The organism is Sphingomonas sp. GC_Shp_6, from assembly GCF_026540835.1.
Lineage (GTDB): Bacteria > Pseudomonadota > Alphaproteobacteria > Sphingomonadales > Sphingomonadaceae > Sphingomonas.
The window spans coordinates 19,616-44,214 of the sequence record NZ_JALNUO010000020.1 but is presented as its reverse complement, the minus strand read 5'-3'; the positions used below and the strand labels follow the sequence as shown (position 1 = coordinate 44,214).

The 24,599-nt window shown below is 65.0% G+C and carries 35 protein-coding genes; 31 read left to right on the top strand and 4 right to left on the bottom strand.

Features of this window, described 5'->3' with window-relative positions:
- Positions 1-152: 152 nt before the first annotated feature.
- The 13 genes from OXQ95_RS16720 (at position 153) to OXQ95_RS16660 (ending at position 7,137) form a co-directional block, all read left to right on the top strand.
- A complete protein-coding gene (locus OXQ95_RS16720) occupies positions 153-968 on the top strand; it encodes a GPO family capsid scaffolding protein (RefSeq protein ID WP_267382623.1) in 816 nt (271 codons plus the stop codon).
- Between the two features lie 43 nt (positions 969-1,011).
- Positions 1,012-2,076 carry a phage major capsid protein, P2 family gene (locus OXQ95_RS16715; protein ID WP_267382622.1) on the top strand — a complete coding sequence of 355 codons (1,065 nt, stop codon included), beginning with the start codon at positions 1,012-1,014 and terminating at the stop codon, positions 2,074-2,076.
- Positions 2,077-2,125: 49 nt separating this feature from the next.
- On the top strand, positions 2,126-3,013 hold the full coding sequence (gpM, locus tag OXQ95_RS16710; RefSeq protein WP_267382621.1) for a phage terminase small subunit: 888 nt from the start codon (positions 2,126-2,128) through the stop codon (positions 3,011-3,013).
- Between the two features lie 132 nt (positions 3,014-3,145).
- Positions 3,146-3,370: a hypothetical protein gene (locus OXQ95_RS16705; protein ID WP_267382620.1), complete on the top strand. Its 225-nt coding sequence runs from the start codon at positions 3,146-3,148 to the stop codon at positions 3,368-3,370.
- Positions 3,367-3,861, top strand: coding sequence for a head completion/stabilization protein (locus tag OXQ95_RS16700; RefSeq protein WP_267382619.1), 495 nt, complete (start codon positions 3,367-3,369; stop codon positions 3,859-3,861). The genes OXQ95_RS16705 and OXQ95_RS16700 overlap by 4 nt, the downstream gene beginning before the upstream one ends.
- On the top strand, positions 3,861-4,076 hold the full coding sequence (locus OXQ95_RS16695; protein ID WP_267382617.1) for a tail protein X: 216 nt from the start codon (positions 3,861-3,863) through the stop codon (positions 4,074-4,076). The genes OXQ95_RS16700 and OXQ95_RS16695 overlap by 1 nt, the downstream gene beginning before the upstream one ends.
- Positions 4,077-4,078: 2 nt before the next feature.
- Positions 4,079-4,486 (top strand): hypothetical protein, encoded by a 408-nt coding sequence (locus OXQ95_RS16690; protein ID WP_267382616.1) that lies wholly within the window; start codon positions 4,079-4,081, stop codon positions 4,484-4,486.
- Positions 4,483-5,073 carry a hypothetical protein gene (locus OXQ95_RS16685; RefSeq protein ID WP_267382615.1) on the top strand — a complete coding sequence of 197 codons (591 nt, stop codon included), beginning with the start codon at positions 4,483-4,485 and terminating at the stop codon, positions 5,071-5,073. The genes OXQ95_RS16690 and OXQ95_RS16685 overlap by 4 nt, the downstream gene beginning before the upstream one ends.
- Before the next feature lie 17 nt (positions 5,074-5,090).
- Positions 5,091-5,354, top strand: a complete 264-nt coding sequence (locus tag OXQ95_RS16680; RefSeq protein WP_267382614.1) for a hypothetical protein — start codon at positions 5,091-5,093, stop codon at positions 5,352-5,354.
- Between the two features lie 26 nt (positions 5,355-5,380).
- Complete coding sequence (locus tag OXQ95_RS16675) at positions 5,381-5,743, top strand: hypothetical protein (protein ID WP_267382613.1); 363 nt, start codon at positions 5,381-5,383, stop codon at positions 5,741-5,743.
- Positions 5,744-5,757: 14 nt separating this feature from the next.
- Positions 5,758-5,976 carry a hypothetical protein gene (locus OXQ95_RS16670; protein WP_267382611.1) on the top strand — a complete coding sequence of 73 codons (219 nt, stop codon included), beginning with the start codon at positions 5,758-5,760 and terminating at the stop codon, positions 5,974-5,976.
- 13 nt (positions 5,977-5,989) lie between these two features.
- Entirely contained in the window at positions 5,990-6,466 is a 477-nt protein-coding gene (locus OXQ95_RS16665; RefSeq protein ID WP_267382610.1) for a phage tail protein, read from the top strand.
- Positions 6,463-7,137, top strand: coding sequence for a phage virion morphogenesis protein (locus tag OXQ95_RS16660; protein WP_267382609.1), 675 nt, complete (start codon positions 6,463-6,465; stop codon positions 7,135-7,137). Before OXQ95_RS16665 ends, OXQ95_RS16660 begins: the two co-directional genes overlap by 4 nt.
- 78 nt (positions 7,138-7,215) lie before the next feature.
- Here the strand turns inward: OXQ95_RS16660 and OXQ95_RS16655 are convergent, their stop codons facing one another.
- Both OXQ95_RS16655 and OXQ95_RS16650 read right to left on the bottom strand, forming a co-directional pair.
- Positions 7,216-7,908 carry a hypothetical protein gene (locus OXQ95_RS16655; protein ID WP_267382608.1) on the bottom strand — a complete coding sequence of 231 codons (693 nt, stop codon included), beginning with the start codon at positions 7,906-7,908 and terminating at the stop codon, positions 7,216-7,218.
- A 212-nt stretch (positions 7,909-8,120) separates the two neighbouring features.
- A complete protein-coding gene (locus tag OXQ95_RS16650; protein WP_267382606.1) occupies positions 8,121-8,741 on the bottom strand; it encodes a hypothetical protein in 621 nt (206 codons plus the stop codon).
- A gap of 308 nt (positions 8,742-9,049) precedes the next feature.
- Here OXQ95_RS16650 and OXQ95_RS16645 point away from each other — a divergent pair, with 308 nt between their 5' ends.
- From OXQ95_RS16645 to OXQ95_RS16575, 15 genes are read left to right on the top strand one after another with little or no spacing between them, the layout of a single operon-like run.
- Positions 9,050-9,955 (top strand): baseplate J/gp47 family protein, encoded by a 906-nt coding sequence (locus tag OXQ95_RS16645; protein ID WP_267382605.1) that lies wholly within the window; start codon positions 9,050-9,052, stop codon positions 9,953-9,955.
- On the top strand, positions 9,945-10,601 hold the full coding sequence (locus OXQ95_RS16640; protein WP_267382604.1) for a phage tail protein I: 657 nt from the start codon (positions 9,945-9,947) through the stop codon (positions 10,599-10,601). Before OXQ95_RS16645 ends, OXQ95_RS16640 begins: the two co-directional genes overlap by 11 nt.
- Positions 10,598-11,842, top strand: coding sequence for a hypothetical protein (locus OXQ95_RS16635; protein WP_267382603.1), 1,245 nt, complete (start codon positions 10,598-10,600; stop codon positions 11,840-11,842). Before OXQ95_RS16640 ends, OXQ95_RS16635 begins: the two co-directional genes overlap by 4 nt.
- A gap of 12 nt (positions 11,843-11,854) precedes the next feature.
- The gene (locus OXQ95_RS16630; RefSeq protein ID WP_267382601.1) at positions 11,855-12,349 is read left to right on the top strand and encodes a hypothetical protein; all 495 of its coding nucleotides are present in this window, start codon (positions 11,855-11,857) and stop codon (positions 12,347-12,349) included.
- 4 nt (positions 12,350-12,353) lie between these two features.
- The gene (locus OXQ95_RS16625; RefSeq protein ID WP_267382600.1) at positions 12,354-14,138 is read left to right on the top strand and encodes a hypothetical protein; all 1,785 of its coding nucleotides are present in this window, start codon (positions 12,354-12,356) and stop codon (positions 14,136-14,138) included.
- A 1-nt stretch (position 14,139) separates the two neighbouring features.
- Complete coding sequence (locus OXQ95_RS16620; protein WP_267382598.1) at positions 14,140-14,409, top strand: hypothetical protein; 270 nt, start codon at positions 14,140-14,142, stop codon at positions 14,407-14,409.
- 60 nt (positions 14,410-14,469) lie between these two features.
- The gene (locus OXQ95_RS16615) at positions 14,470-15,042 is read left to right on the top strand and encodes a phage baseplate assembly protein V (protein ID WP_267382597.1); all 573 of its coding nucleotides are present in this window, start codon (positions 14,470-14,472) and stop codon (positions 15,040-15,042) included.
- 5 nt (positions 15,043-15,047) lie between these two features.
- Entirely contained in the window at positions 15,048-15,407 is a 360-nt protein-coding gene (locus OXQ95_RS16610; RefSeq protein ID WP_276589156.1) for a GPW/gp25 family protein, read from the top strand.
- A gap of 11 nt (positions 15,408-15,418) precedes the next feature.
- The gene (locus OXQ95_RS16605; protein WP_267382595.1) at positions 15,419-16,594 is read left to right on the top strand and encodes a phage tail sheath subtilisin-like domain-containing protein; all 1,176 of its coding nucleotides are present in this window, start codon (positions 15,419-15,421) and stop codon (positions 16,592-16,594) included.
- Positions 16,595-16,638: 44 nt separating this feature from the next.
- Positions 16,639-17,148: a phage major tail tube protein gene (locus tag OXQ95_RS16600; RefSeq protein ID WP_267382594.1), complete on the top strand. Its 510-nt coding sequence runs from the start codon at positions 16,639-16,641 to the stop codon at positions 17,146-17,148.
- Entirely contained in the window at positions 17,148-17,597 is a 450-nt protein-coding gene (locus OXQ95_RS16595; RefSeq protein ID WP_267382593.1) for a hypothetical protein, read from the top strand. The genes OXQ95_RS16600 and OXQ95_RS16595 overlap by 1 nt, the downstream gene beginning before the upstream one ends.
- A gap of 11 nt (positions 17,598-17,608) precedes the next feature.
- On the top strand, positions 17,609-17,725 hold the full coding sequence (locus OXQ95_RS16590; RefSeq protein WP_267382221.1) for a GpE family phage tail protein: 117 nt from the start codon (positions 17,609-17,611) through the stop codon (positions 17,723-17,725).
- Between the two features lie 4 nt (positions 17,726-17,729).
- Positions 17,730-20,246 (top strand): phage tail tape measure protein, encoded by a 2,517-nt coding sequence (locus OXQ95_RS16585; protein ID WP_267382592.1) that lies wholly within the window; start codon positions 17,730-17,732, stop codon positions 20,244-20,246.
- 5 nt (positions 20,247-20,251) lie between these two features.
- Entirely contained in the window at positions 20,252-20,647 is a 396-nt protein-coding gene (locus OXQ95_RS16580) for a phage tail protein (RefSeq protein WP_267382591.1), read from the top strand.
- Positions 20,644-21,684 carry a contractile injection system protein, VgrG/Pvc8 family gene (locus OXQ95_RS16575; protein WP_346731945.1) on the top strand — a complete coding sequence of 347 codons (1,041 nt, stop codon included), beginning with the start codon at positions 20,644-20,646 and terminating at the stop codon, positions 21,682-21,684. The genes OXQ95_RS16580 and OXQ95_RS16575 overlap by 4 nt, the downstream gene beginning before the upstream one ends.
- 133 nt (positions 21,685-21,817) lie before the next feature.
- Here the strand turns inward: OXQ95_RS16575 and OXQ95_RS16570 are convergent, their stop codons facing one another.
- Both OXQ95_RS16570 and OXQ95_RS16565 read right to left on the bottom strand, forming a co-directional pair.
- A complete protein-coding gene (locus OXQ95_RS16570; RefSeq protein ID WP_267382590.1) occupies positions 21,818-22,399 on the bottom strand; it encodes an SHOCT domain-containing protein in 582 nt (193 codons plus the stop codon).
- 155 nt (positions 22,400-22,554) lie between these two features.
- Positions 22,555-23,277 (bottom strand): XRE family transcriptional regulator, encoded by a 723-nt coding sequence (locus OXQ95_RS16565; RefSeq protein ID WP_267382589.1) that lies wholly within the window; start codon positions 23,275-23,277, stop codon positions 22,555-22,557.
- Positions 23,278-23,363: 86 nt separating this feature from the next.
- Here OXQ95_RS16565 and OXQ95_RS16560 point away from each other — a divergent pair, with 86 nt between their 5' ends.
- The 3 genes from OXQ95_RS16560 to OXQ95_RS16550 are packed head-to-tail and all read left to right on the top strand — an operon-like array spanning position 23,364 to position 24,537.
- Complete coding sequence (locus OXQ95_RS16560) at positions 23,364-23,723, top strand: hypothetical protein (protein ID WP_267382588.1); 360 nt, start codon at positions 23,364-23,366, stop codon at positions 23,721-23,723.
- Complete coding sequence (locus OXQ95_RS16555; RefSeq protein WP_267382587.1) at positions 23,720-24,217, top strand: hypothetical protein; 498 nt, start codon at positions 23,720-23,722, stop codon at positions 24,215-24,217. Before OXQ95_RS16560 ends, OXQ95_RS16555 begins: the two co-directional genes overlap by 4 nt.
- A 2-nt stretch (positions 24,218-24,219) precedes the next feature.
- On the top strand, positions 24,220-24,537 hold the full coding sequence (locus tag OXQ95_RS16550) for an ogr/Delta-like zinc finger family protein (RefSeq protein ID WP_267382634.1): 318 nt from the start codon (positions 24,220-24,222) through the stop codon (positions 24,535-24,537).
- Positions 24,538-24,599: the final 62 nt, after the last annotated feature.

Sequence of the window (24,599 nt, the reverse complement as noted above, 5' to 3'; positions counted from 1 at the left end):
CGCAGCGCCGGGCCTTGTAGAAAGGCTTTCTACAAGGTGGCGCGCTTGAGCCCGGCGCCCCGATCAGTGCCTGTTGCGATCGTCAGCGCGGCCATCGGTCGCCACCATCGATCGAACCCGGAGACGGCACCGCCATGGGCACCAAGAGCAAGATGTTCCGCGCTTTCGTGGAAGGTCAGACGATCAGCGACGGTCGGAAGATCGAGGCCGGCTGGATCGACGAAATCGCCGCCAGCTTCAATGCCGAGAATTACGCCCCGCGCGTGAATGTCGAGCACATCAGCGGCTACAGCCCCGAACCGCCGTTCAACGGCTACGGCACCGTCGTTGCAGTGGAAGCCAAGACGGACGCGTTCACGATCGACGGCAAGGCCGAAAACCGCCGCTGCCTCTATGTCCAGGTGGACGGCAACGACCAGCTCGTGCAGCTCGCCGCCCGCGACCAGAAGCCGTATCCCTCCGTCGAGCTGACGGACAGCTATGCGGGCACCGGCAAGGTCGGGCTGATCGGTCTCGCCTTTACCGACACGCCGGCATCAATCGGCACCCAGCGCCTCCAGTTCTCGCGCTCCGCGCCCGGCACCCATTTCTCGGTCGCGCCCGACGCGGTGGCGATCGAGTTCGAGGCCAAGCAGCCCGACTCCAGCGCCGGTGCGTTCTCGGCGATGAAGGCCTTCTTCGATCGGCTGACATCCGGATCAGCGGCGACGCCCCCCGCGCAGACGGCCACTCCGACGCCGCCCACGCCACCCGCCCCGGCGAACGACAATTTCGCGCAAATCCGTGAGGGCCTCGGCCTCATCAGCGCCAGCCTCACCGCGCTCGACGCGAAGGTCACCGCCGATGTCGGCGCGCTCCGCGGCGAGTATGCGACGCTGAAGACCAAGGTGGAGACCACCGCGGCACCGAACGGCTTCAGCCGTCCGCCCGCGACCGGCGGCACCGGCGGCCAGCTCACCGACTGCTGATCGCTACCCGCACCCCCAACGCCACCGCCCCCGGAGTATCCCGATGCAGACCAACACCCGCCTCGCGTTCAACGCCTATGTCAGCCAGATCGCGAAGCTGAACGGGCTCGATGTCAGCTTCAGCGCCGTCCCCGGTGAGCTGAAGTCGTTCAACGTCTCGCCCGTGATCGAGCAGCGCCTACAGGCGAAGCTCCAGACCACCAGCGACTTCCTCGGCCGCGTGAACGTGGTTCCGGTGGTGGCGCAGCAGGGCGCGCGCGTCGGCGTCGGCGTCGGCCGGTCGCTGGCCAGCCGCACCGATCGCACGTCGGGCAACCGCCGCACGCCGACCGATCCGAGCGCGTCGGACGGGATCGACCAGTATTTCTGCAAGAAGACGGATTACGACTATGCGTGGTCGTACGCGATGCTCGACGCCTGGGCGCACCGGCCCGAGTTCCAGCAGCTCGTGCGCGATGCCGTGATCGTCCAGAAGGCGAGCGACATCATCACGATCGGCTTCAACGGCGTCGATGCCGCGGTGCAGACCGACCGCGTCGCCTTCCCGCTGCTCCAGGACGTGAACTGGGGTTGGCTCTACAAGATGCGGACGTTCGCGCCCGCCCGTGTGATGGAGCACGGCGCGCTCGATGCCGTCCACGTCTATGTCGATGACGCCGGCTATGCGGCGGGCAAGGCCGATTACGCCAACCTCGACGCACTGGTGTTCGACGCGATCCACAACCTGATCCACGAGCGCTTCCGCACGGCCACCGATCTCGTGGTGATCGTCGGCATGGATCTCGTGCACGACAAATACTTCAAGATCATCAGCGAAGCCGGCGACAACGCGATGCAGCAGGTCGCGCGCGACGTGATCCTGTCCAGCCGCCAGCTCGGCGGCAAGCCCACCATGCAGGTGCCGTTCTTCCCGTCGAACGCCATCATGATCACGAGCCTGTCGAACCTGTCCTACTACTGGCAGATGGGTTCGGCGCGGCGCCTGATCCGCGACGAGCCCAGCCTCGACCAGATCGACAACTTCGAGTCGATCAATGACGCCTTCATGGTCGAGGAATACGGCAAAGCCTGCCTGATCGAGAACATCCAGCTCGGGGCGAAGGCGTAACCGCCTCCGCCTCCCCGCCACTGTCCGCCTTCTTCCGTCAGGATCGACCATGAGCCCAGCTCGCAAGCATCGGGACCGGCACGCCGCAGCGCCTGCCTCCATCCCCTCCAGCATGGTCGCCCCTCGTGAAGAAGGCGGGCAGACCACCGCCCGCGTCGCGCCTGATCTCACCCCGGCGCGCGCGCACCGCATCGTCCAGGCGGCGATCGCGCCCGCGGCCGACAACACCGCGGCGCCCCGCGCGGCCCGCGACACGATCGCCGATGAGATGATGCTCCGCCTGACGCACGACCTGCGCCGGCTGAAGCAGATCGCCTCGATTCAGCTCAAGATCGCCGCGAAGGTCGAGATGCTGCCTGCGTATCGCGCCTGGTGCGATGCGCTGCTCAACGCCTATCGCGCCGATGCCGGCACCGCGGCCGAGGTTCTGCCGACCATCATGGTATGGTGCATCGATACCGGTGACTGGATGCGCGCGCTCGAACTCGCCGAGCACGTCGTGCGGCACGATGTTGCCCTGCCGGCTCGCTACGCGCGCTCGGCGCCCGCCCTGATCACCGAAGAGATCGCGACCGCCGCACTGAAGCTCCAGGCCGCTGGCAAGTCGTTCCCGCTCGACGTGCTCGATGCGGTGGAAGAGCTGACGGCCGGCGCTGACATGCACGACGAGATCCGCGCCAAGCTCCACAAGGCGATCGGCTTCGAACTGGCTCGCCATGCGGACGAAACCGAGGGTGACATGGCGCGCCCGTTCATCGTCAACGCTCTCGCCGCCCTCACGCGGGCGCAGAGCCTGCATGACCGCGTAGGCGCCAAGACGCGCATGGCGCAGATGGAAAAGCTGCTCGCCGCCAATCTCGCCGCCTTCCCGCCGCCCGCACCCGAGCGCGGCGAGTCCGCTACCCCGCCTTCGACCGACACGAACACCGCCGGCTGACGCCGGCTCACCAGCTCGCCCCCCGGCGCTCGGGGGCGGATCGCGCGGGACGGGAGACCTTAGGGTCGTAGGGCCGTCGACCGGACCCGATCCCCACCCCCGAAAACCGGGCGGGCGGAATCGAGGATCGACATGTGCGACATCATCATCCGGGTCATGATCCAGCTCCTGTGCGTGGTGGCGCTCGGCGTCGGCGCCTGGGCGGCGTTGTGCGGTAGTGTCGGTGCCGCCACGCGGAACTTCTGGGCCGATGAAGCGGCCCGCTCGCCGACCGTGCGAGCCTTCTGTGCGCTCGCATTGGCGGGCCTGCTACTGTTCGTGGTGGGTTCGGCCGGTGCCGTGGCGACGATCGCATGAGCGGCTTCGTCATCCCCAACCTGCCTGCGGACACCACCCCCACGGATAGCGCGCCCGCAGTCGAGCCGCCGATCGTCAACGACGGCTGGTTCCCCGACATCGTCCCCGCCGACTTGCGCAAACAGGTCCGCGTTCGCGACACGGTCACGATCGAGCGGCTGCGCGCGGCCGTGCTGTTCGCGATCATCTCGGTCGGTAACCAGCTCGTGGTGTGGCAGGCAGCGCGCGCGGCCGAGGGGCGTACCCGCCTCGCCGACGTGCCTGCGCCCCAGATCGATGGCGAGAGCCGCCTGACGATCCTCTACCGCACCGCCGTCTATGCCGAAGCCAAGGCGCGGCTGGTCGAGAGCTACCGCGACACCGACCTGACCGGCGCCGGGCAGCGCAAGGTGGACGATCTCGACCCGTCGATCAGCGAATTGCGCCGCGATGCGATCCACGCGGTGCGCGACATCCTAGGCCGCACCCGCACGTCCGTCGAGCTGATCTGATGGCCGACACGCTCCATGCCGCGCAGGGCGACACGCTCGACGCTCTGATTTGGCGCGAGCGCGCGCTCGGCCCGGCTGCGATCGGCGCGGTGCTCGCCGCCAATCCCGGCCTCGCCGCACTCGGCCCCATCCTGCCGATCGGCACCGTCGTCACGATCCCGACCGTCGCCGTTCCCACGATCGCGACCCGCACCCTCGTCCAGCTCTGGGATTGATCATGACCGACACCACGACCCCGACGCAGAGCGTCATCGTTCAACCCGCGGCCGTTGCCACAGCGGCGCCCCCACCTCTCGGCGTCAACATTTCGGTGCTGAGCGAGTGGGCTATCGCGCTCGTCGCCATCGCGGCGCTCATCGCCCTGATCCACAAAAGCTTCACCCGCGAGCTGAACCGCGATCTGCTCCAGGTCAACCACAAGGTCGGCAACACGATTGCGCGTGTCGACTCGCTGGAGCGTCTGCGCACGGCCGACATCGAGCGGATCGTGAAGGTGGAGACGACGATCGGCAACGTCGAGAAAGGCCTCGATCGGATCGATCGCAGCATCCACGAGCGGTTCGATACCCTAGCGGACTCGATCCGCGAGATCCGCACCGTCGCGCCGCGCGGAGATCGCGCGTGACCGGCGCCGGCACCAGCTCGCGGACGATCGATCCGCCCAAGGGCAAGCCCCCTATTGTGCCCGGCGCGTTCTTCGCGCTCGTTGCCGCAGCGGTGCTCGCGGTAATGCCGCACACGCGTGCGGCCGAGGGGGACGTGCCCCACACCTATCAGGATCTCGGGGGCGTCTGGACGGGTGGCGTCGGCCACACCGGCGCCGACGTCAAACCCAACGCCGCGGTGTCGCCGGCGCAGAGCGCCGCATGGCTGAAGGCCGATCTCACCGCGCATGTCTCGGCGGTGCTGAAGGCGACGCCGACGCTCGCCGAACAGCCGAGCGCGCTTCAGGCGGCGGGCGACTTCGCGTTCAACGCCGGCGACGGGCGCTGGGCGGGCTCGCCTATGGCCGCGCTGTTCGCGCGCCGGGCGTGGCGCGAGGGCTGCGCCGCCTTCAGCGGCTACATCACCCGCTACCGCGCGCCGAAGCCCGTGCCCGGCGGCTCGTGCACGGTCAGCAAGACGAACGGCAAGCTCTACTGCGTAGCGCGCGGGCTCGTGCGCCGGCGGGATGCCGAGCGCGCCATGTGCCTCGCCGGCCTCAAACCATGACCCTGAAGGATCGCGCTATGCTCCAGCTTTCCAAGCTCGCGGCGCGCGTGCGCGCGTCCGCCCCCGCCGCCCTGGCATGGGCCAAGCGCCGCGCTGGCGAGCGATCCACCTGGATCGGGCTGGCCGCGGTCGCCGGCGGCCTCGGCAAGTCCGTGTGGGCCGATCACCTGACCAGCATGGCCGACGTCGTGCCGATGCTGCTCGGCGCCGGCGGTGCCGCGCTCGCTGCCGCTTCCACCAATCCCCGCCCCCCGGCGCCGGATGCGGACAGCACCCGCTGATCCGCCACCAAGAAGGTATGCCCCAAATGAAAATCTTCGGCCTCACCATCACCACCGCCGCGATCGTCGCGGCCTCCGCCTCGCTGAGCCACGTCGTCGCGGCGACCGCCGAGCCCGGCAACCCGGTTGGCGACGCGGCCATCTCCACGGCCACCGCTCTCGAAAACACCAAGCAGTCGGGCGCGGAAAAGAAGGCCGCGGTGGTCGCTGCGATCACCCCGCTGATCGTCCAGGCCGCGACCAAGGGCGGTCTCGCCGCGCTCGAAGTCGATGCGGAGAAGTTCGCCGGCCTCGTGGTCGAGGAAGTCGTGGCCAATCTGAAGCCCACGCCGCTCGTGCAGCTCGCAAAGGCGCTGCTCGCGGTGTTCGGCATCAAGGTGCTCGGCTGAGCGGCACCGGCAAGGTGTTGGAGGCGGTCGGGGCAAATGCCCCGGCCACCAACAAGCCGTCACGTCGCGTCACCGTGGAGAAAGCGGACGGTAGCTGGAGCTGTTTCGAGATCCCGCTGGGCTGCGATCCGCCGATCGATGCGACGATCACCTGGGGGCCACACCACGCATGGTGGGACGGCCACAAGGTCACCAAGGGCTGGGATCGCGATCCCAACGCACCCCTGACGTAATTGGAGCGCGGCCATGAAGAAGCCCGACACCCTGCGCAAATACCTGCTGGCGGCGGTCGAGCCGCTGGCGAGCAAGCCCGAGAATCTGTCGCTGTTCGTCGACAAGGGCCGCATCGGCGCCCGCGCCGGATCGCTATCCTATGAGCATCGCTACACGCTGAACGTCGTGGTTCAGGACTATGCCGGCGACATCGATAAGCTCTTCGTGCCGCTGCTCGCATGGATCGCGCAAAACCAACCCGAGCTGCTCCAGCAGGATAAGCAGGAGCCCTTCAGCTTCGAAGCCGATCTGCTCGACGGCGAACTGATCGACGTTTCGATCGACATCGAATTGACCGAGCGCGTGCGCGTCGAACGCGTGGCAGGCGGCACGCAGGTGACCGCCCTGTGTGAACCCAAGTTTCCCGACGTATTCGACGGCGTGGATCCGTTGGCGCCATGGACCGGGCTGCTCGCCGACCTCGTCGCGGACGCGGTCGATCCGGCATGATCGAAAACGACTTCGCCCCGATCGAGCAGCTCGCCGGCGCCGCGCTCCGCTCATTGGAGCCCGCCGGCCGGCGCAAGTTGCTGCGGCGCATGGCGCGCGAGATCCAGCGGAGTCAGTCTGCTCGGATCGGGCGCCAACAGAATCCGGACGGCGGCGCGTTCGCCAAGCGGCGTCCCAAGGCCGAGCTGAAGCCCGGTGCCTATGCGGTCAAGTTCCTCTACCCCAAAGGCGTCGCCGAGCCCCGCCTTGTGCATATGAAGAGCTGGGTCAGACAGGGTCCCCTCATGACCGGGTTCGACATTGAGGCTGGTGGCATCCGCAGCTTTTTCTGGGACAAGGTCGCCAAATGGCTGCCGATCGAGCCCGGCGAGCAGAACGCCAGCGCGGGCAAGCTGCGCCGACGCGCGCGGATCAAGGATGCGGTCATGTTTCGTAAGCTGCGGCAAGCGCGCAACCTGCGTGCTGATGCGACGGACCGCGAGGCATGGATCGGATTTACCGGCCGCGCGGCCGAGATCGCGCGGGTACATCAGGAAGGCTTGATGGATCGGCCGAGCGCAAAGGCGAAAGCCGTGCGCTATGTGATACGCGGCATCCTCGGGCTCACGAGCGGCGAGCGCAACCGCGCTCTAGACCTGCTGCTGGATGCCGCTGCTCCCAAGGCAAAGTGATGGGCAACATAATGGGTATTGCGCCTGCGAGAATGGCCTTTTCAAGTGGCCGTGGCGGAGGGTTTCTCCGCCACGGTGTCAGACCAGTGGTAGCGTGCCTGCAGACGTTCCTGTGCGATAGTGATCAGGTATGATCACAGGGTTTTCTTTGTCGTATTGGTTTACCGAAGAGAATTGAAGGGTGAACTGACGGGCTCCCTCAAATGCCTTCTCAGTTAGCGTAGCGACGGAATTGAGGGCCGAACTATTTCGGGCGTCGATTGTGAACGACAGTAAACCGCCATGAAGGGTCGACTGGATCGTTCTATCGTTCAGCGTATTCATTATCAATGGCCCGCCCTGAGGCATGTGGCTTCTATGTCTTGCAATCGACTCGTGGGCTGGAGCCCCATGCGCGATACCGGTGCGAACCGATTTGTTCATTTTTGGAAAAAAATTCTCGAATGTTTCAGTAGCAGCCTTGAAACTATTCTCGTCCATCGATTTACTGATTGTATCGGATTTGGGATACAACTTTGCAATCTGGCTTAAACACTCGAAAGCGTTGTACGTAGCGATTACCCCGCTTTCAACCGCGATGAACTTCCATTTTATGAATTGCCGATGTTCCGTCGAGCCGAAATCATATGCCTGCCGGTTTTCATCGAGAAGATCAACCAAGGCTAGCGCGTCGGAAAAACGCTCGGCGTAAGAGCGTAGCGAGATGATGTTAACGCCTAATAGATAGGCAACTTCACGCTCTGAGGCGAGCAGACCATAATCTAAAAACATAGTAGCAACGTAGCAGCGCCGGCGGCAGTGAGTCTAGCCGGCTCGTCTAATTCCCTATCTTTGAACCAGCAATCTTAACAGGTTCGAAAAGCTGTCAAAGTGGGCAATTGACGGCGCGTGGGCGGGTGCCGGGCGCTCAGTCGGGGACGATTTGAGGTCAACACGGCGGAGGTGATCTCCGCCCTAAAGGGGTTGATAAGCAAGTTACACGCCTAGCGAAATATTGTGCCCAACAACTGGCCGGAAAGATAGACGCCAACGGCATTTATAGGGTTAATGTCTGTACCGACATCTCCATGGAGGACGCCCAAGATTTTGCCACCTGAGGTGATCGGTCCACCCGAAAAGCCTTTGGCGGTAGGCCTATCGAGTTTAACGGAAACGCCTACTGTCTCAACGACCTTGGCGCTCAAGGTGCTAGCGGAGATCAGCGTTTCCTGTAGCCCCGGAAATCCATGCACGATCACTTCCTGATCAACTGCGGGAGCAATCACATCATCTAAATTGTAGGCGCCGAAAGACGCAAGCTGCGCCATTTCGGCATTGTTGAGCTTGATGGTGAGTACGTCGACAAGAGTTCCATCTGATCCGTACGGCACGACGATGTAACGCTTCCGATGAGAATCGTCATACAGATCAATCTTTAGGCCTGAACCAACGACTGTGATCGTGGACCCTTCAAAAAGAGAATTGTCATTTGGTGTCACTATCATGTTAGTAAAGTTATGAACGCATGTTGTTAGCCAAAATGCCGTGCCGTCTGTCGCCACGAACGCGCTGCCCGCAAGGTGATAGGAACGAGATCGCGCGTTGATGGGAATTGGATGTGGCATTCTGTATCTACCTCAATCGCATCGGATTGTTATGTTCCTTGAGCGAGTACCTCAAAACTAAAATCATGTCTTCTTGTTTCGAGAAAACAGGTCTTCTACTGCGGCAACTGCTATCCTGCGGTCGTGCGAAAACGTGTATCAGCTCGCCTGTCGATGGGTATGACGCACTACGCCCGCGTTCAGAAAAATGGCTCCGGCGAGCAACCTCAGCCGCGGCGCACGAGCTGCTCTCTCCCTGCGCTGCTCGACCTTGTAGAAAGCCTTTCTACAAAGTGGCGGCATAGCCACCCGGCATAGCGCGCGACGACATGGGCGGCATCATGACCGCCAGCTCCAGCACCGTCGATCTCTCGCGCTTGCCTGCTCCCGTTATCGTCGATCAGCTTGATCTCGATACGATCGCGGGGCAGATCGTGGCGGACCTGCAAACGCGGCTACCGGCTTTTACCGCGATCGTGGAAAGCGATCCCGCCATGAAGGTGGTCGAGGCATGCGCTTACCGCGAGCAGCTCCTCCGCCAAGCGTTCCAGGACGCCGCGCTACAACTGTTCGTCGCCTATGCCACGGGCGCCAACCTCGACCAGCTCGCGGCGGTCTTCGGCATCTCGCGCCTGATCATCACGCCAGCCGACGCGAGCACTGGCGCCGCGGTGGTGTACGAGAGCGACGACTCGTTGCGCCAGCGCGTGACCCTCGCACCTGAAGCCTATTCGGTCGCAGGCCCGGAGCTGGCCTATGTCGCACATGCCAAATCGGCGTCCGGCGACGTTGCCGATGCCAGCGCGGTGTCGCCGGCGCCGGGTGAAGTGCTCGTGTCCGTGCTCTCCGCCGTGGGCGACGGCACCGCCAGCGATGATTTGGTCGCGGCGGTCAACGCGATCGTCGCCTCTCCCACGATCCGGCCGCTTGGTGACCATGTCACGACCGCGTCCGCGCAGATCGTCCACTACGACCTGACTGCCGCACTCACGACCTTTTCCGGACCTGACGTTACGATCGTCCTCGCGGCCGCTCGCGCCGCGATCGATGCCTATCTCGCCACCAACCGGCTGCTCGGCCGCAACCACCGGACCGCTGGGATCGAGGCCGCGCTTGTCGTCGCCGGCGTCGAGAACGTGACCCTCGCGAGCCCTCTCGCCGACATCCTGTGCGACGATACCCAGGCAGCAAACGCCGCGGCCATCACGATCACGCACGCCGGCTATGCTGCCTAGTCTTCTGCCTCCCAATGCCACGCCGCTTGAAAGAGCGCTGGAAGGCGCGACCGCGCGCGTCGGCGCGATCGACATCGCGCAGGCCGCCGAGCTGTGGAACCCCGCAACGTGCCCCGCACCGATCCTGCCCTGGCTTGCATGGTCGCTCTCCGTCGATTTCTGGGATCCGGCCTGGTCGGATGCGGTCAAGCGCGAAGCCGTAGCAACCTCGATCGCCAAGCACCGGCGCAAAGGCACGCGCACCTCGGTGGAAGAGGTGCTCGCGCGCTATGATGAACTGCTGCGCGTGATCGAATGGTTCAAAGCGGTGCCGCCCGCGCAGCCGCACACGTTCGAGATCCAGCTCGATCTCGTCACCGCAGAGGGCGTTGCGCCCGGCGGACTGCGGTCGAGCGCAGCCTTTGCCGAAGCGATCATCCGCGACGTGACGCGCGTGAAGCCGCTCCGCGAGCACTTCATCCTTGCTCAAACACTCCGCGCGCGTGCCGCGGTCGGCATCTTCGGTGTCGCCCGGCTCGCCGGCTTCGTGCGCGAACGCGCCGCCCTCGTGTCCGACACGTCGCCCTTCTGGGATCCCTGCCTCCAAAGTGAGGATGGCGAGCCATTCCAGGACGACCTCGGCACCTTTTTCGAGGATCTCGCATGACGCCGTCGATTACGCTCACCATGACCGAGGCAGGGTTCGCGCGCTTTACCGCGGCCCAGCTCGGGCAAGGTATCGACCTGAAGGTCACCTCGATCGGCGTCACCAATACGCCGTTCATCTCGGCGCCGACGCTCACCGTCATGCCTGGAGAGATCAAGCGCATACAGACCGTCTCGGGCGCCAAGGTCGGCGACAACACCGTTCACCTGATGATCCGCGACGATAGCAGCGACATCTATTCGGCGGTTGGTGTCGGCCTGTATCTCGCCGACGGCACGCTGTTCGCCTTCTACGGCCAAGCCACGCCCATTTTTCAAAAGTCGGCGCTCACCACCTTCCTCGTCGCGCTCGACATCAGCTTTCCTGACGCGTCAATTAACGCGATCACCTTCGGCGACGCGAACTTCCTCAACCCGCCCGCGACGAGCGACACCGCCGGCGTCGTGCAGCTCGCGACACTTGCCCAGGCGCAAGGGGGAACGGACACGACGCGCGCGATCGTGCCGGCGGTGCTCGCCGCCATGCTGTTGCCGATCAATACCGCAATCACGGCGCTCCAGAATGCCGCCGGCATCGTTTCGACGGCACTCAGCGCGCTGCTCGCGCGGACGATCACCGGGGGTGGCCTCGTCTCCGGAGGCGGCGATCATACAGCCAGCCGCGTGCTGACGGTCACCGCAGCAACCGCCGATCAAGCCGCCGCAGGGACTGATGCGACCACAGCGGTCACACCGGCATCGCTTGCGACGATCCTGACCACGATCGCAGCTAAGGTGCCCCAAGCGCGCAAGGTCGCCACGTCGGGCCTTCTTTCGGGCGGGGGACCGCTCACCGGTGATCTTGCCCTTTCGATACTGAAGGCCACGGCAGCGACGATCGCGGCCGGCACCGACGACGCCAGCGCCGTCACGCCAGCGGGGCTCGCCAGCTTGCCGAAGCTCGCAGCGAAGTCGGGTTTTCTCACCCTGCCCGGCGGCATCATCATCCAGTGGACGGCGGGAAGCTCTCAGGCTGCTGGCAGTGAGGGCACGCAGACGATCACGCATCCGATCGCGTTCCCGAACAACGCGTGGCGCGCCTTCGTCACCACCAACCTCGCCGCCAGCACCTCCTCAGGTGACGCCTTCTTTCAGACGATCGGCGAGCCCTCGCTCGGCTCCAGCGTCGTGCAGCGGCAAATCACGGGCAACCCCTCCGACAGCAGCGCGAGCACGCCCGTGCTGTTCGTCATTGGTAACTGAGAGGCAGGCGATATGAGCTTCCACTACAGCGCGGCCAACGCCAGCTTCTACCACGCCGACATCCACCATGCGCTGCCCGACGATGCCGTGCCGATCTCCGCGCGCGAGCACGCGCGGCTCCTGGCTGGGCAGGCGAGTGGCAGGAGCATTGTCGCCGCGCCAAATGGCCGGCCGACGCTCTCCAGGTCCGCCGCGCCGAAGCTCGACCAGCTGCGCGCAGGCGCGGTGCGCGCGGTGAAGCGCGAGGCGCGGCGCCGCATTCTCGCAGTCGCCACCATCGAACGGCAGTCGAACGACAACGCGGCAATCGCACTGGCAGCGGTCGCGAACCTCCTCGGCATCGTACATGACGATCGCGAGGTGACGATGGCCGCGCTGCGGCGCCGCGCCGCGATCGACGCGATCCGCGCCGCCTCCAATCGTATCGAGACGACGATCGCCAAGGCGAACGCGGACGACCTCGCCGCGCTCGACGTCATGACCCTCCCGCTCTGGCCCGAAGGCTGACCTCATGGCAAAGATCTCCGCACTCGATCTGCTGACCGTCACCGATGGTACCGAGTCGATCCCCGTCGTTTCGGGCGGTCGAGCCAAGCGCATGTTGCTGTCGGGCCTCGCCAAGGCGGTAATCCCGTTCCTGGTCGCTTGGTACAAGGGCGACAAGGGTGAGCCGGGCGGCAACGTCATGGCGATCGGTTCCAAGTTGCAGGCCGCTGGCCAGACCGTCAACGCCGCAACGACCTTGGTTCGGGTGTCGGACTACGATGGCCGCGGCATCGGTGAGGCGCCCTACACGGCAGCAGCGGGAGCCGACGCAACCACGCTTGCGAAATACGCTCGATCGACCTTCCAGTCGGCAGACGGCCGTTACTTCGCTCGCGTGAAGGGTTCGCCTCTCATCACCGAGTTCGGTGCGCGGCCTGATGGCTCGCCGCAATCTGACATCATTGCGGAGGCGATCGACTGGGCAACCGATCGTGGGGTTAACGATCTGGTGTTCCCCACCACCGGCAACGATCCGGGCTTCTTCCTCGACAAAACGATCAACATCGAGAACGCCGTTACGCTGCGTGGCACCGGCACCGGGCGCGCCGGTGCGGACCAGTCAAAGTCCATCATCAACGTTGCCGATGGCATCGACGGCATTGTCATCCACCGCTCGAATACCGGACCTCGCGCGAATAAGCCCGGCATCCTTGGCGGAGATGGGTCACGCATCCTCGGTCTGAAGCTGGTCGGTGGGACCACACCCGGAACCGTTGGTCTCCGCATGCGCGCGCGTGCCGAGTTTGGACAGAACGTCATCAACTATTTCGGGGGAAGCGTCAGCGTTGCCGTCGGCACCGGCTCCGGCGGTACGACCGAAGGAAACGCCAACGCCTGGAGCGTCCACAACTGCCGCCTCGACAGCGCCAACGGACACGGCCTGAATGTCGACTATGCCGACTCCAATGCGGGTTCCGCTCGGGATATCGATGTCTCCGGATGCAATGGGTTTGGCGTTCGCGGCAACAGCTTTCTGTCCTGCATCTACGGCAACATACAGATGTCGGATTGCGGCACGTATCAGTATCGTGGCAACGGCACCTTCGCCGGCATCAACTACATCATCGGCAACAGTTACTACTTCTTCGTGCCTGCCCCCTACGCAACGTCGGCCGATCTGGGCGCGCATGCCCCCTCGCTTACCGATCAAACGTACTGGCTACTGGTTTATCAAGGCGCCAACGGCGCTTATCCAGTATGGCAGCAGGGCGCGACCAACTACGCACCGGGCGGCCCGTTCATGTTCGCCGGCCCGCCTCTCGCGACTGGCATCTACACCGAGAGCAATCAGGGGCCAGGCATCATCCAGGGCGGATCGATGCTGATCATGGGCACGCAAGGTGCAGGCGTGATCGGCAACGGATGTTATCTGTCGACGGATGGCAGCGGAACTTTGATTTCCCGGAAGGGCCTCGTCACTCGCAATCCCCTAAACCCAAATCAATATGCGGGTTTTGGAGACGGCTTAGCTGGCGGCAAGTGGATGGAGTGGGGAGACCCGACCGTTTTCCCGAGCGAGCTAAACTGGCGGATGATAAGCGCATCACAAATGTCTTTATGCCACGGACCAACCGCATTCGCGACAATCAATGGTCAAAACCATCCTAGCGATCCCAACAGGTGGACGCTTAATCAGCCTCTTATGCTTTTCCCAGATGCGCCTAACGATGCTCAAGCACAAACGATCAATGTCAAATCTGGGCAGTGGTACTTCAATACCACTATCCGGGCTCTTAGCAGGGTAGCATAGTATGGCCGACATCATGCCGAACATGGAAGGGTCGCTCTTCTATCGGACTAAAGCCATCGCGCAAGACGACGCTCTGCGGCTGCTCAACCGGATCAATGGCATTTGGGCGCGGGTTGCGCCGGACGGAATCGAATACGGCATCTCGCCGATGGTCGCCGCTGGGGCCGGGTTCCTGCCCAACTTTGCCGGGCACAACGTCTTGGCGAAAGCGACCGAGCTGCTGAACGCCGCAGATAGTGTGGATGAGGTGAGCGCGGGCAGCACCTTGTAGAAAGCGTTTCTACAAGGTGCTGCCCGCGCAGATGCGAGATCGCGGCGTCATGGTCGCGGCATGGCCGATCCTGCCGATATCCAGCGCCTCGTGGGCGATCTCGCGCGCATCGGCGTCGTGCAGTCCGTCGATCAGACGCAGGCCACGGCGCGCGTCGCCATCGGCGATCTGCTCACCGGCGATATACCGTGGGTCGCCCCGCGCGTCGGTGCGACCCGTGTATGGTCTCCTCCGAGCGTCGGCGAACAGGTCCTCGTGCTCTGCCCCGAAGGTGACACTGCCGCTGGCCTGATCGCCGGCAGCCTTAGCAGCGATGCCAACCCTCATGCCGCAAGCGATGGCTCCACCGTCATCGTCTTCGCAGACGGCGCGTCGATCGGCTATGATCCGGAACGGCATGTCCTCACCGTCGTGCTACCCGCAGGCGGCACCGCGCGCGTTGCAGCGCCCGGCGGCATCGTCTTCGAGTGCGACGTCGAGATCAAAGGCGGCCTGACGATCGACGGGCACGTCTATGCGACGGACGCGATCCACAGCGATGCCGACGTGACCGCGAACACCGTCAGCCTCCAGCATCACGTTCACGACAAGGTGCAGGCGGGCACCGCCCTCTCCGGGAAACCAGTCGCGTGATCGGCATGGACCGCACGACCGGCAAGCCGCTCGCCGGCGCCGACCACCTCGCGCAGTCGATCGGCGACATCCTCGGCACGCCGCTCGGCAGCCGGGTGGGACGCCGCGACTATGGCAGTCAGCTTCCCGAGCTGCTCGATCAGCCCATGAACGGCTTGGGCCGTCTGCGCGTCTTCGCCGCCACCGCGCTTGCCATCATGCGCCAGGAGAGCCGGGCGCGCATCTCGCGCGTGGCGCTGGAGCGCACCGCCGTAACCGGCGCCTTCCTGCTGCGCATCACCGGCACCCGCACCGATGCCGCCGGCACCGCCGCGCAAATCGATCTCGCCATCCCCGTTCGCGCGACCAGCGCGCTCACCGCCTGAAAGGACCGACCATGGCCGACTATCTCCACGGCATTCGCGTTACCGAAAGCTCCGGTAACAGCATCACGCTCGCGACGATCGCCACCGCCATCATCGGCCTCGTCGGCACAGCGCCGCTCGCCGACGAGGCCGCGTTCCCGCTCGACACGCCCGTGCTGATCACCGACCTTCAGGCTGCGATCAGCGTCGTCGGCGCGACCGGCACGCTGAAGGCGGCGTTGACCGCCATCTCCGAGCAGGTCCGTGCGCCTGTCGTGGTCGTGCGGGTGGCGCCGGGCGCCGATGAAGATGCCACGGAGCTGGCGCTGATCGGCACGGACGCCGGGGGCCACAAGACCGGCATGCAGGCGTTGCTCGGCGCCTATGCGACGCTCGGCGTCCGCCCGCGCATCCTCGGCGTGCCGGGGCTGGAGAGCGAGGCCGCCACCACGCAGCTCGCCACCGTCGCCGCCAAGCTGCGCGGCCGGGCGTATTGTGCCGCGATCGGCGCGGCGATCGGCGACGTGGCCACCTACCGCGCCAAGTTCACCCAGCGCGAGCTGACGCTAATTTGGCCCGACGTGGTCGAGCCCGTCGACGTGCTCGGTACGCCGGGCACGACGCCGGCTGCGGCGCATGCGCTCGGCCTACGCGCCGCGATCGATCAGGATCAGGGGTTCCACAAGACGCTATCGAACGTGCCGCTGGCGAGCGTCACCGGCATATCGCACCCGCTTTCCTTCGACGTGCAGGACGCCGATTGCGACGCCAACACGCTGAACGCCGCTCAAGTGGTGACGCTCGTGCGGCTGAACGGCGCAATCCGCTTCTGGGGCAACCGCACCTGCGCCGATCCGTCGAGCGACTTCACTTTCGAGAGCGCCTGCCGCACCGCGCAGGTGCTCGCCGACACGATGGCGCTGGGCCTGACGCCATATCTCGACAAGCCGCTGCGCCCCAGCCTCGCGCGCGACATCGTCGAGGAGATCAACGAGCTGTTCCGCCGCCTCGTGCGCGCCGGCCGCGTGCTCGGCGCCACCGCATGGTTCGATCCGGCCAAGAACACGACCGATACGCTCAAGCAAGGAAGGCTGACGATCTCGTATCGCTACACGCCCGTCCCGCCGCTGGAGCGCCTCGATCTCGATCAGGAGATCACGGACGAATTCCTGGCCGATTTCGGCGCACTCGCCGCCGCCAATAGCTGAGCCGCCCCGCTCGCCTGACCCGACCACTCTCCCGGAGACCCCCGATGGCCCTGCCCCGCAAGCTCAAGAACCTCATGCTTTTCAACACCGGCAACGCCTATCTCGGCGAAGTCGCGTCGTTCACCGCCCCCAAACTCGCGCGCAAAATGGAAGAATGGCGCGGGGGCGGCATGGACGGCCCGGTCAAGATCGACATGGGCAGCGAAGGGCTGGAAGCCGAATGGTCCTGCGGTGGCCCCATGCGAGACGTGCTGCGCCAATACGGCGTCACCGACGTGACGGGCGTCCAGCTTCGCTTTGTCGGCGCCTACCAGCATGACGACAGCGGCGAGGTGGACGCGATCGAGATCGTGATCCGCGGGCGCCACGAAGAGATCGATATGGGCGAGCAGAAGGTGGGCGATGCCGGCGAGTTCAAGGTGAAAACCGCCATCGCCTATTACCAGCTCACCTGGAACGGTGTCGTCGAGATCGAGATCGATCAGCTCGGCATGGTGTTCGTCGTGGGCGGTGTCGATCGTCTCGCCGAGATCCGTGACGCGCTGGGTATCTGATGCCCGGCCACGGCACCCCGGTGCCCGCGCGAGCCCCGCGCAACCACAATCCGACCGAGGCCTGCACTCCGCGCCAGTGGCGCGCGGAGGCGCAGGCCGAAACCCAGAAGGCCACCACCATGATCGACGCCGCCAACACCACCGCCGATGCTCCCGAAGCTCCGGGCTTCACCCTCGACGAACCCGTGATGCTCGGCAACACCGAACTGTTGCCGGCCGGCACGCGGATCAGCGTCCGCAAGCCCGATTCCGGCTCGCTGCGCGGTCTGAACCTTATGGGCCTGTCCCAGATGGATGTCGTGCAGCTCGAACAGCTCGCGCCGCGCATTACGATGCCCGTTATCCAGAAGGGGGCGCGCCTAGGCGCCGCCGATCTGATGCAGTTCGGCGGCGAGGTACTGGATTTTTTGCTTCCGCGAGCAGCGAAGGCGGCGGTCTCCCACAGCTGATCGACGACGCGATGGCCGATCTCGCGCTCGTATTCGGCTGGAGCCCTGAGACGATGGACCGGATGGACCCGGCCGAGCTGATGCAGTGGCGCGCCCGCGCCGCGGCGCGCCACAACCCCGAGGACTGAAACCATGGCCGACCGCGACCTGCGCATCCGCATGCTGCTCGAAGCGGCCGACCGCGTCACCAAGCCGCTGAAGGACATCGCCGGCGGCGCCGGGCGCGCGTCGACGGCGCTGAAGGCCACCCGCGACCGCCTTCGCGAGATCGAGCGCGTGCAGGGCGATGTGGACGCCTTCCGCAAGCTGAAGAGCGGGCTCGCCACCACCACAGAGGCGATGGAGGCCGCGCGACAACGCGCCACCCAGCTTGGCCGCGATCTCGCCGCCACCGAGGCGCCGACGCGGGCAATGGCACGGGAGTTTGCCGGAGCGAAGCGGGAGGCCGAGCAGCTCACCCGCCAGCACCAAGCGGAGTCGCGCGAGCTTACCACGATCAGGAGCCGCCTCACCGAAGCCGGGGTCTCGACCCGTCACCTCGCCGCGGCCGAGCAGGCTCTAGCGGCCGATGCGCGCCACACCAACGCGGAGCTGCGCGAGCAGACCGAACGGCTGGAGCAGCTTCAATCCCGAAGCCGGCGTTTCAGCGCCGCCAAAGGGCAATTCGGCAAGGGCCAGGAGCTGGCGGGCAGCCTTGCCGCTGGTGGTGCCTCCGCGCTCGCAGTCGGCGTGGGATCGGGCACCGTTGTGGCGTCCGTGGCCAAGGATGCGATGAACCTTGAGGACAAGATGGCCGGCGTCCGCAAAGTGTCGGGCATGTCGGCGATCGAAATCGGGAAGATGGCGGCGGACATCCAGCAAATGACCCGCACGATTCCGCTCACCGCCGTCGAACTCGCCGGGATTACCGAGGATGCGGCGGCCGCAGGCGTCGGTCACGGCATGAAGGACCAGCGGCGCCAGCTCGTCGACTTTGCAACCCAGGCGGCCAAGATGGGCACTGCGTTCGGCATGACCGCGGACGAGGCCGGCACGACCATGATGGCATGGCGCGAGGCGTTTCAGGCTCCACTGCCGAAGCTGAAGGAGCTGGGCGACCAAGTCAACGCGCTGAACGCCAAGTTCGGCGGCAAGGGCCCCGAGATCGCGCAGGTGATCGAGAGCATCGGGTCGCTGGGCAAGGTCGCTGGGGTGTCCTCGCCCCAGGTGGCAGCGCTCGCTTCGCGGCTTAGCTCGCTTCATGTCGCGCCGGAAATCGCCGCGACAGGTATCAAGAATCTGATGCTGCAGCTCAACATGGGCTCGTCAGCTCGAAAGCGGCTGCTGATGGGGTACAAGGCGATCGGCGTTGACGCGGTCGCGATTGCAAAGGGCATGCAGGCCAACGCCGGCGCCACGATCCTCGACGTGTTCGATCGCGTTGCACGATTGCCGAAGGTGCAGCAGACCGCGACCCTTACGAACATGTTCGGTCGCGAATCCGTCGCGCCGATCGCCGCAATGCTCACGGGCCTCGATCAGCTGAAGGCGCGCTTCGACCTTGTCAGCGATGCCTCGGTTTACGGCGGCCAGGTGCAACGGGAATACGATCGGCGACTGGCGACAAGTTCAAACCAGCTGAAGCTGGCAGACAATCGCTTCACGGCGCTCAAGATCACGATCGGCACTCGCCTGCTGCCCACGATCAATCTCGCGGCCGACAAGCTCGGCGCGCTGTTCGATCGCTTCAACACCTTCGCGTCCGCGCACCCCAAGCTCACGCAGGCGATGATCGTCAGTGTGGCAGTGATCGCCGCCATGCTCACCGTTCTGGGCGCACTCGGCATCGCCCTCGCCGCCATCATCGGGCCGTTCGCGGCCGTTTCCGCCGTCGCGACGTTCTTCGAAGTCGGCATGCTCCCGATCATCGGCATTGCAGCGGCAGTAGTGGTCGGGATTGGTCTGCTCGCGGCAGCGGTGTACCTGATCTACAGCAATTGGGGGCCAATCATCGGCTGGTTCTCGGGCATTTGGAATGAACTCAAACATGATGCGCAAGGAGGACTCTCCGGCATTGCCGCGATGATCGTCGATTTCAATCTGTTCGGCGGCATCTATCGTGCTTTCGCAATGCTCGTGAATTGGCTCGGTGGAAGCATGCCATCAAAGCTGAGTGATGTCGGACGTATGCTGATTCAGGGACTCATTGGCGGAATCAAGGATCAGCTCAACGCACTGAAGGCAACAGTTTTAAAAGCTGCCGGATCAACGGCGCTGTGGTTTCGGCAAGCACTCGGCATTCATTCGCCCAGCCGGGTCTTCCATGGTTTCGGCGGCTTCATGATGGAAGGGCTGGCGAATGGCATCGCGGGCGGCGAAGATGGGCCGGTGCGCCGCATCGAGCGCCTGTCGCGCCGCGTCCAGGGCGCGATTGCCGCTGGCGCCGCAGTCGGCTCGATTGCCGGGGCGGCGCACGCCGCCTCCGCGCCGGCCGGTCGCGCAGCCGGTGCACCCGGACCTGCTAACCATTACGAGGTCCATTTCCACCCGTCTGCCGGGATGGACGAGCAGATGCTCTTCGCCAAGTTCGAGCGCTGGCACGCCGACCAGGAGCGCAAGAAGGCTGCGGCTGGTCGATCGGCCTATGCCGATACTCCGGATTGGGAGTGACGCCGATGCTCTTGGCCCTCGGACTCTTCTGTTTCGACATCCCGACGCTCGCCCATGACGAGCTGCAACGCCGCATGGATTGGCAGCATGCGCGCGGCACGCGCGTCGGCGTCCGCGACGCGGTGCAGTATGTCGGCCCCGGTGACGACAAGATCGCGCTCTCCGGCCGAGCCATGGCCGAACTGAGCGACGGCCCGGCATCGCTCGATCAGCTCCGCGTCATGGCCGACAAGGGCGAGGCCTGGGCGTTAGTCGACGGCACCGGCCGCGTACTCGGCGCCTTCGTCATCACCGGCATCGACGAACGCCAGAGCGTTTTCCTGCCCGACGGCACGGCGCGCCAGATCAGCTTCGGGATCGAGCTGCTGCGCGTCGACGATCCCACGAGCGTCGCAGCGTGACGATCGCCAACATCCACGACTTTCGCCTGACGCTCGCCGGGCAGGATCTGCGCGGCACGCTGTACGACGAAACCGCGACGCTCGCGGACATCACGGCCAAGGTTCGCCCGCGCCTCGTGTCGCTGACGCTTTCGGAAAAGCGAGGCGGCGAAGCCGATCAGCTCGATATCGTGCTCGACGACACCGATGGGCTGCTTGCGCTGCCGGCGATCGGCGCGGTTCTGAAGCTCCAGCTCGGCTGGAAACAGGGCAGCGACGTCACGGTGGGCCTCGTGGAGAAGGGCAGCTTCACCGTCGACGAGGTGCAGCATGCCGGCCCGCCCGATCAGGTGACGATCCGCGCGCGCTCGGCCGATTTCACCGGTGCGCTGAAGGTGCGCCGCGAGCAGAGCTGGCACGGCACCACGCTAGGCGCGATCGTCAACGAGATCGCCGGCCGGCAGAAGCTCACACCGCGTTGCGCGGCGACTCTCGCTGGCATTGCGGTCGATGGACAGCACCAGAGCCGGGAGAGCGACATGGCGTTGCTTCGTCGCCTCGGCCGCGAGCACGATGCGGTCGCCACAATCAAGGGCGGCGCGCTGATCCTCGCGCCGATCGGCGCCGGCACCAATGCGAGCGGCAAGCCCCTGCCCGCGCTGGCCCTCGCGCGCCGCGAGGGAGATACGCACACCTACCGCGTTGCAAAGCGGGAAGCGGCCGAGGGTGTCAGCGCTGGGTGGCACGATCGCAAGGGCGCACGCCGCCAGTTCGTCACGGTGGGCAAAGAGGACGGTGCGAAGAAGCTGTCACGCACCTACGCCACCGAGGCCGATGCGCGCGCCGCGGCGCGGGCGGCCAAGGGCCGCGCCGATCGCGAACCCGTGTCGCTGGATTGGACCCTCGCGCTCGGCCGCGCCGACATCTACCCCGAGCAGAAAGCCAACATCAGCGGGTTCAAGGCGGCGATTGATGCGGTGGCCTGGGTGCTGACCGAAGTGACCCATCGGCTTGACAGCGGAGGTTACAAGACCGCGCTTAAGCTGGAAAACACCTGACCGATCGAGAACATCAGCTCGCCAACCGCCGCACCGAGCAGCATCGCCAGTACGGTCGCCTCGATCAGCCTGACCCACCATCGGACGGGCGTTGGGTCACAATCGCTCGAATGAGGCCAATCGCGCAACGAAGCTACTGGATTTCGCAATCGCTGAGCTGTGGTACTGAAATGACCTCGCTGACGCTTGCGCAGAGCAGCTGGATCGACTGACCCTTGCTCAAGCTACTTGCCTTGGCCTTCGAATTATCGCCGAGGCGAGCCGACGCGCTCATGAATTCGTTTGGTGTGCGAAGTTGCACGACGGGATTATCGACGATGTCGAGATCGATCGACGCGATCTTGCCACTCACCAGCAACGGATGCTTGCCATAGCGCTCCTGCGCCGCTGCTTCGTTCGCCTGATACGCGTTGAACAGCTCTGTCGCTGTGACGGCTATCGGCGCTTCGGCCGCTGCCGTTTCTTTGGCAGCGGTGCCGCCATGCGATCCACCGCCAATAATGGCGCCGATGACGCCCAGAACGATCAGGATGCCGAGGAGCACCAAGCATCCCTTGCCCATGCTGCGCTTGCCGGGCGCCGGCGCTACGGCGGCCGGCGTCGCAGGATGGTCGCCACGCAGCACCGCGGCTTTCTGCTGCTGGAATTCATCTTCGGTGAGCACGCCCTGATCGCGCAGTTGCGCCAGCTTGGCCAGTTCCTCGGCAGTGCTCATCGACATCCCCCTTATGCGTTCGGCACAATCATGCTGATCGGCCCCGAAATTGTCACGTTACTCAACGCGCGACAATGCCGCCAATCTCACCGACGTCATAGCTCCGATGGCATCAGTTTTCGATGTAATGCGTCGCGCCTGCACCCCCGCGCTCATCAAAAACCGAGGGCCTCATCCCAAGGCATCACGCGATGTACCGCGGAAACTTGCTCGTTCGGCACTTCGAAAATGGTGTGGGGATTAAACTGCCTCAACACGACTGCACCGGGCTTCCGTCGAACCAGTTGCTTGATCAGAACGTGTGTAACCTCCTCGCCATCGAAAATCGCGGCGCGCAGTTGCACCACCACGTCATCCCCGACAACAGGCGTCCGCCTGGGATCTATGAGATAGCGACGGCCGCTATCGAACCGCGGCTCCATCGAATGCCCGGATACGACAACGACGTACATGTCTGAGCGCCCTGCGATGCCGGTTGGCCGAGCCATGTAATCGATGGGCTCTGCCATATGCACCTCGGTCTGCTCGACCTTCACAACGACTCCGTGCTCATCGTCGTATTCTATATCAGCCCCGAGGGCGCTGCCATAGATCGGCAGCGTTTTCGGAAGGCGCCGCAACGTTGCGAGTGGAAGCGTATCTCCTCCGCCTCCAGTTCGTTCGATCGCCGACTCGCGTCCGAGCAGCCAATCGGCGGTCGTGCTCAGGTGCTCCGCAATAGCGTCCAGCCGATCGATCCCCGGCATGGACCCCTTCTTGATGATGTTCCGAATCGCATCAGGCTGTCCAACAGCGGCGAGCGAGATTTCACGCGCAGTGACGTTCAGCTCGGCGAGCTTGGCGGAAATCCGCTCCTTCAGAATTTCTGGCGCGTTCATGCGTCACCTATGCACCACAGAGAAACCACCCGCGAGCGGTAAGGAGGTGTTGACAGGTGGTGTTTTCTTGACGCACAAGCTGCGTCATGAGCAACGCATATGAGAACGCATTGGGAACGGTGGCCGACGCTTACGAGCGCGCGTACGCCGATCATGGCGGCAAGTCGCTCTCGCGCGTTGCGACGATCGTCGTCAGCAGCGGCGCGTTCTTTCAACGGCTCCGGGCCGGCAAGACGTTCTCCGTGCAGACGCTCGATCGTTTTGCCGAGTGGTTCCGCGTTCCCGCCAACTGGCCTGATCGCATCATCCCTCACGATGCGTGCTGTGCGCTGATAAGCATAGGCCGTCCTCCAGTCGATGTATCCGCACCGCATCAATGCCGCACGGTGCCGATGGTGGTCGATTGCGATCAGCCGACGACAACGCAATTAGGCCTGCGCGCATGACGAAGATGCGCATCCCTCTCACGTCGGCAGACGCCATGATGCGGATCACTAGCCTGCTCGGCTGGGAGGAAGTCGCCCGCATCGCGCGCCGGAACAACCGCTGCCTGCGCAATTGGTCAGACCCCGATCATCCCACGTCTGCGCCGATCGACACCGCACGCAATCTGGAGGTCGCCTACCGCGCGGCTGGAGGCGACGGGTCGCCTTTCCTCGAAGCGTTCGCGCATCAGGTCGAGCAGCAGCTCGCCGCCGCCACGGCGTGCCAGACGGCACTGATCGCCGATTGCGCCGACGTGTCGCGCGAGACCGGCGAAGCCGTCGCCTTCAGCCTCGTGCTCGCCCAGCCGGGCGCCAGCCCACGCGACGCGCTCCGGGCGCTCGCTGAGGCCGAGCAGGCCGAGACCAAAATTCGCGGCCTCGTGCGCCGCATCAGCAGTTTCCTTCCGGCCGTCACGGGATCGGTCGCGGGGAAAGCGGGGGGATCCCACCAGTGAAGATGAAAAAGCCTACCGCACCTCGCCTGCCGTCCATCGCCTGTCCGCATTGCGGCACACGATCGATCGTTCGGTCAAGCGAGGCCGTCACCGACACCGTGCGCGAGCTGCGCATGGTCTGCGAAAACACAGATTGCGGCTGCCAGTTCGTCTCGCAGCTCTCGGTCATCCGGATCGTCCACCAGAGCGCCACGCCCAACCCGGCGGTCCGCATCCCTTTTGGGCGTTGGCCAGCCAAGCCGGCGAATGACGATCACCCGAACCCGGCAAACGATCAAGGCCTGGGCGCTGCCCTCGCCGCCATCATGACCGTCACCTGATCCCCGCGGCCCGGCGCCGCACCCCGTTTCCCATCCTGATCCCGGCCGAAAGCTCCCGCTTC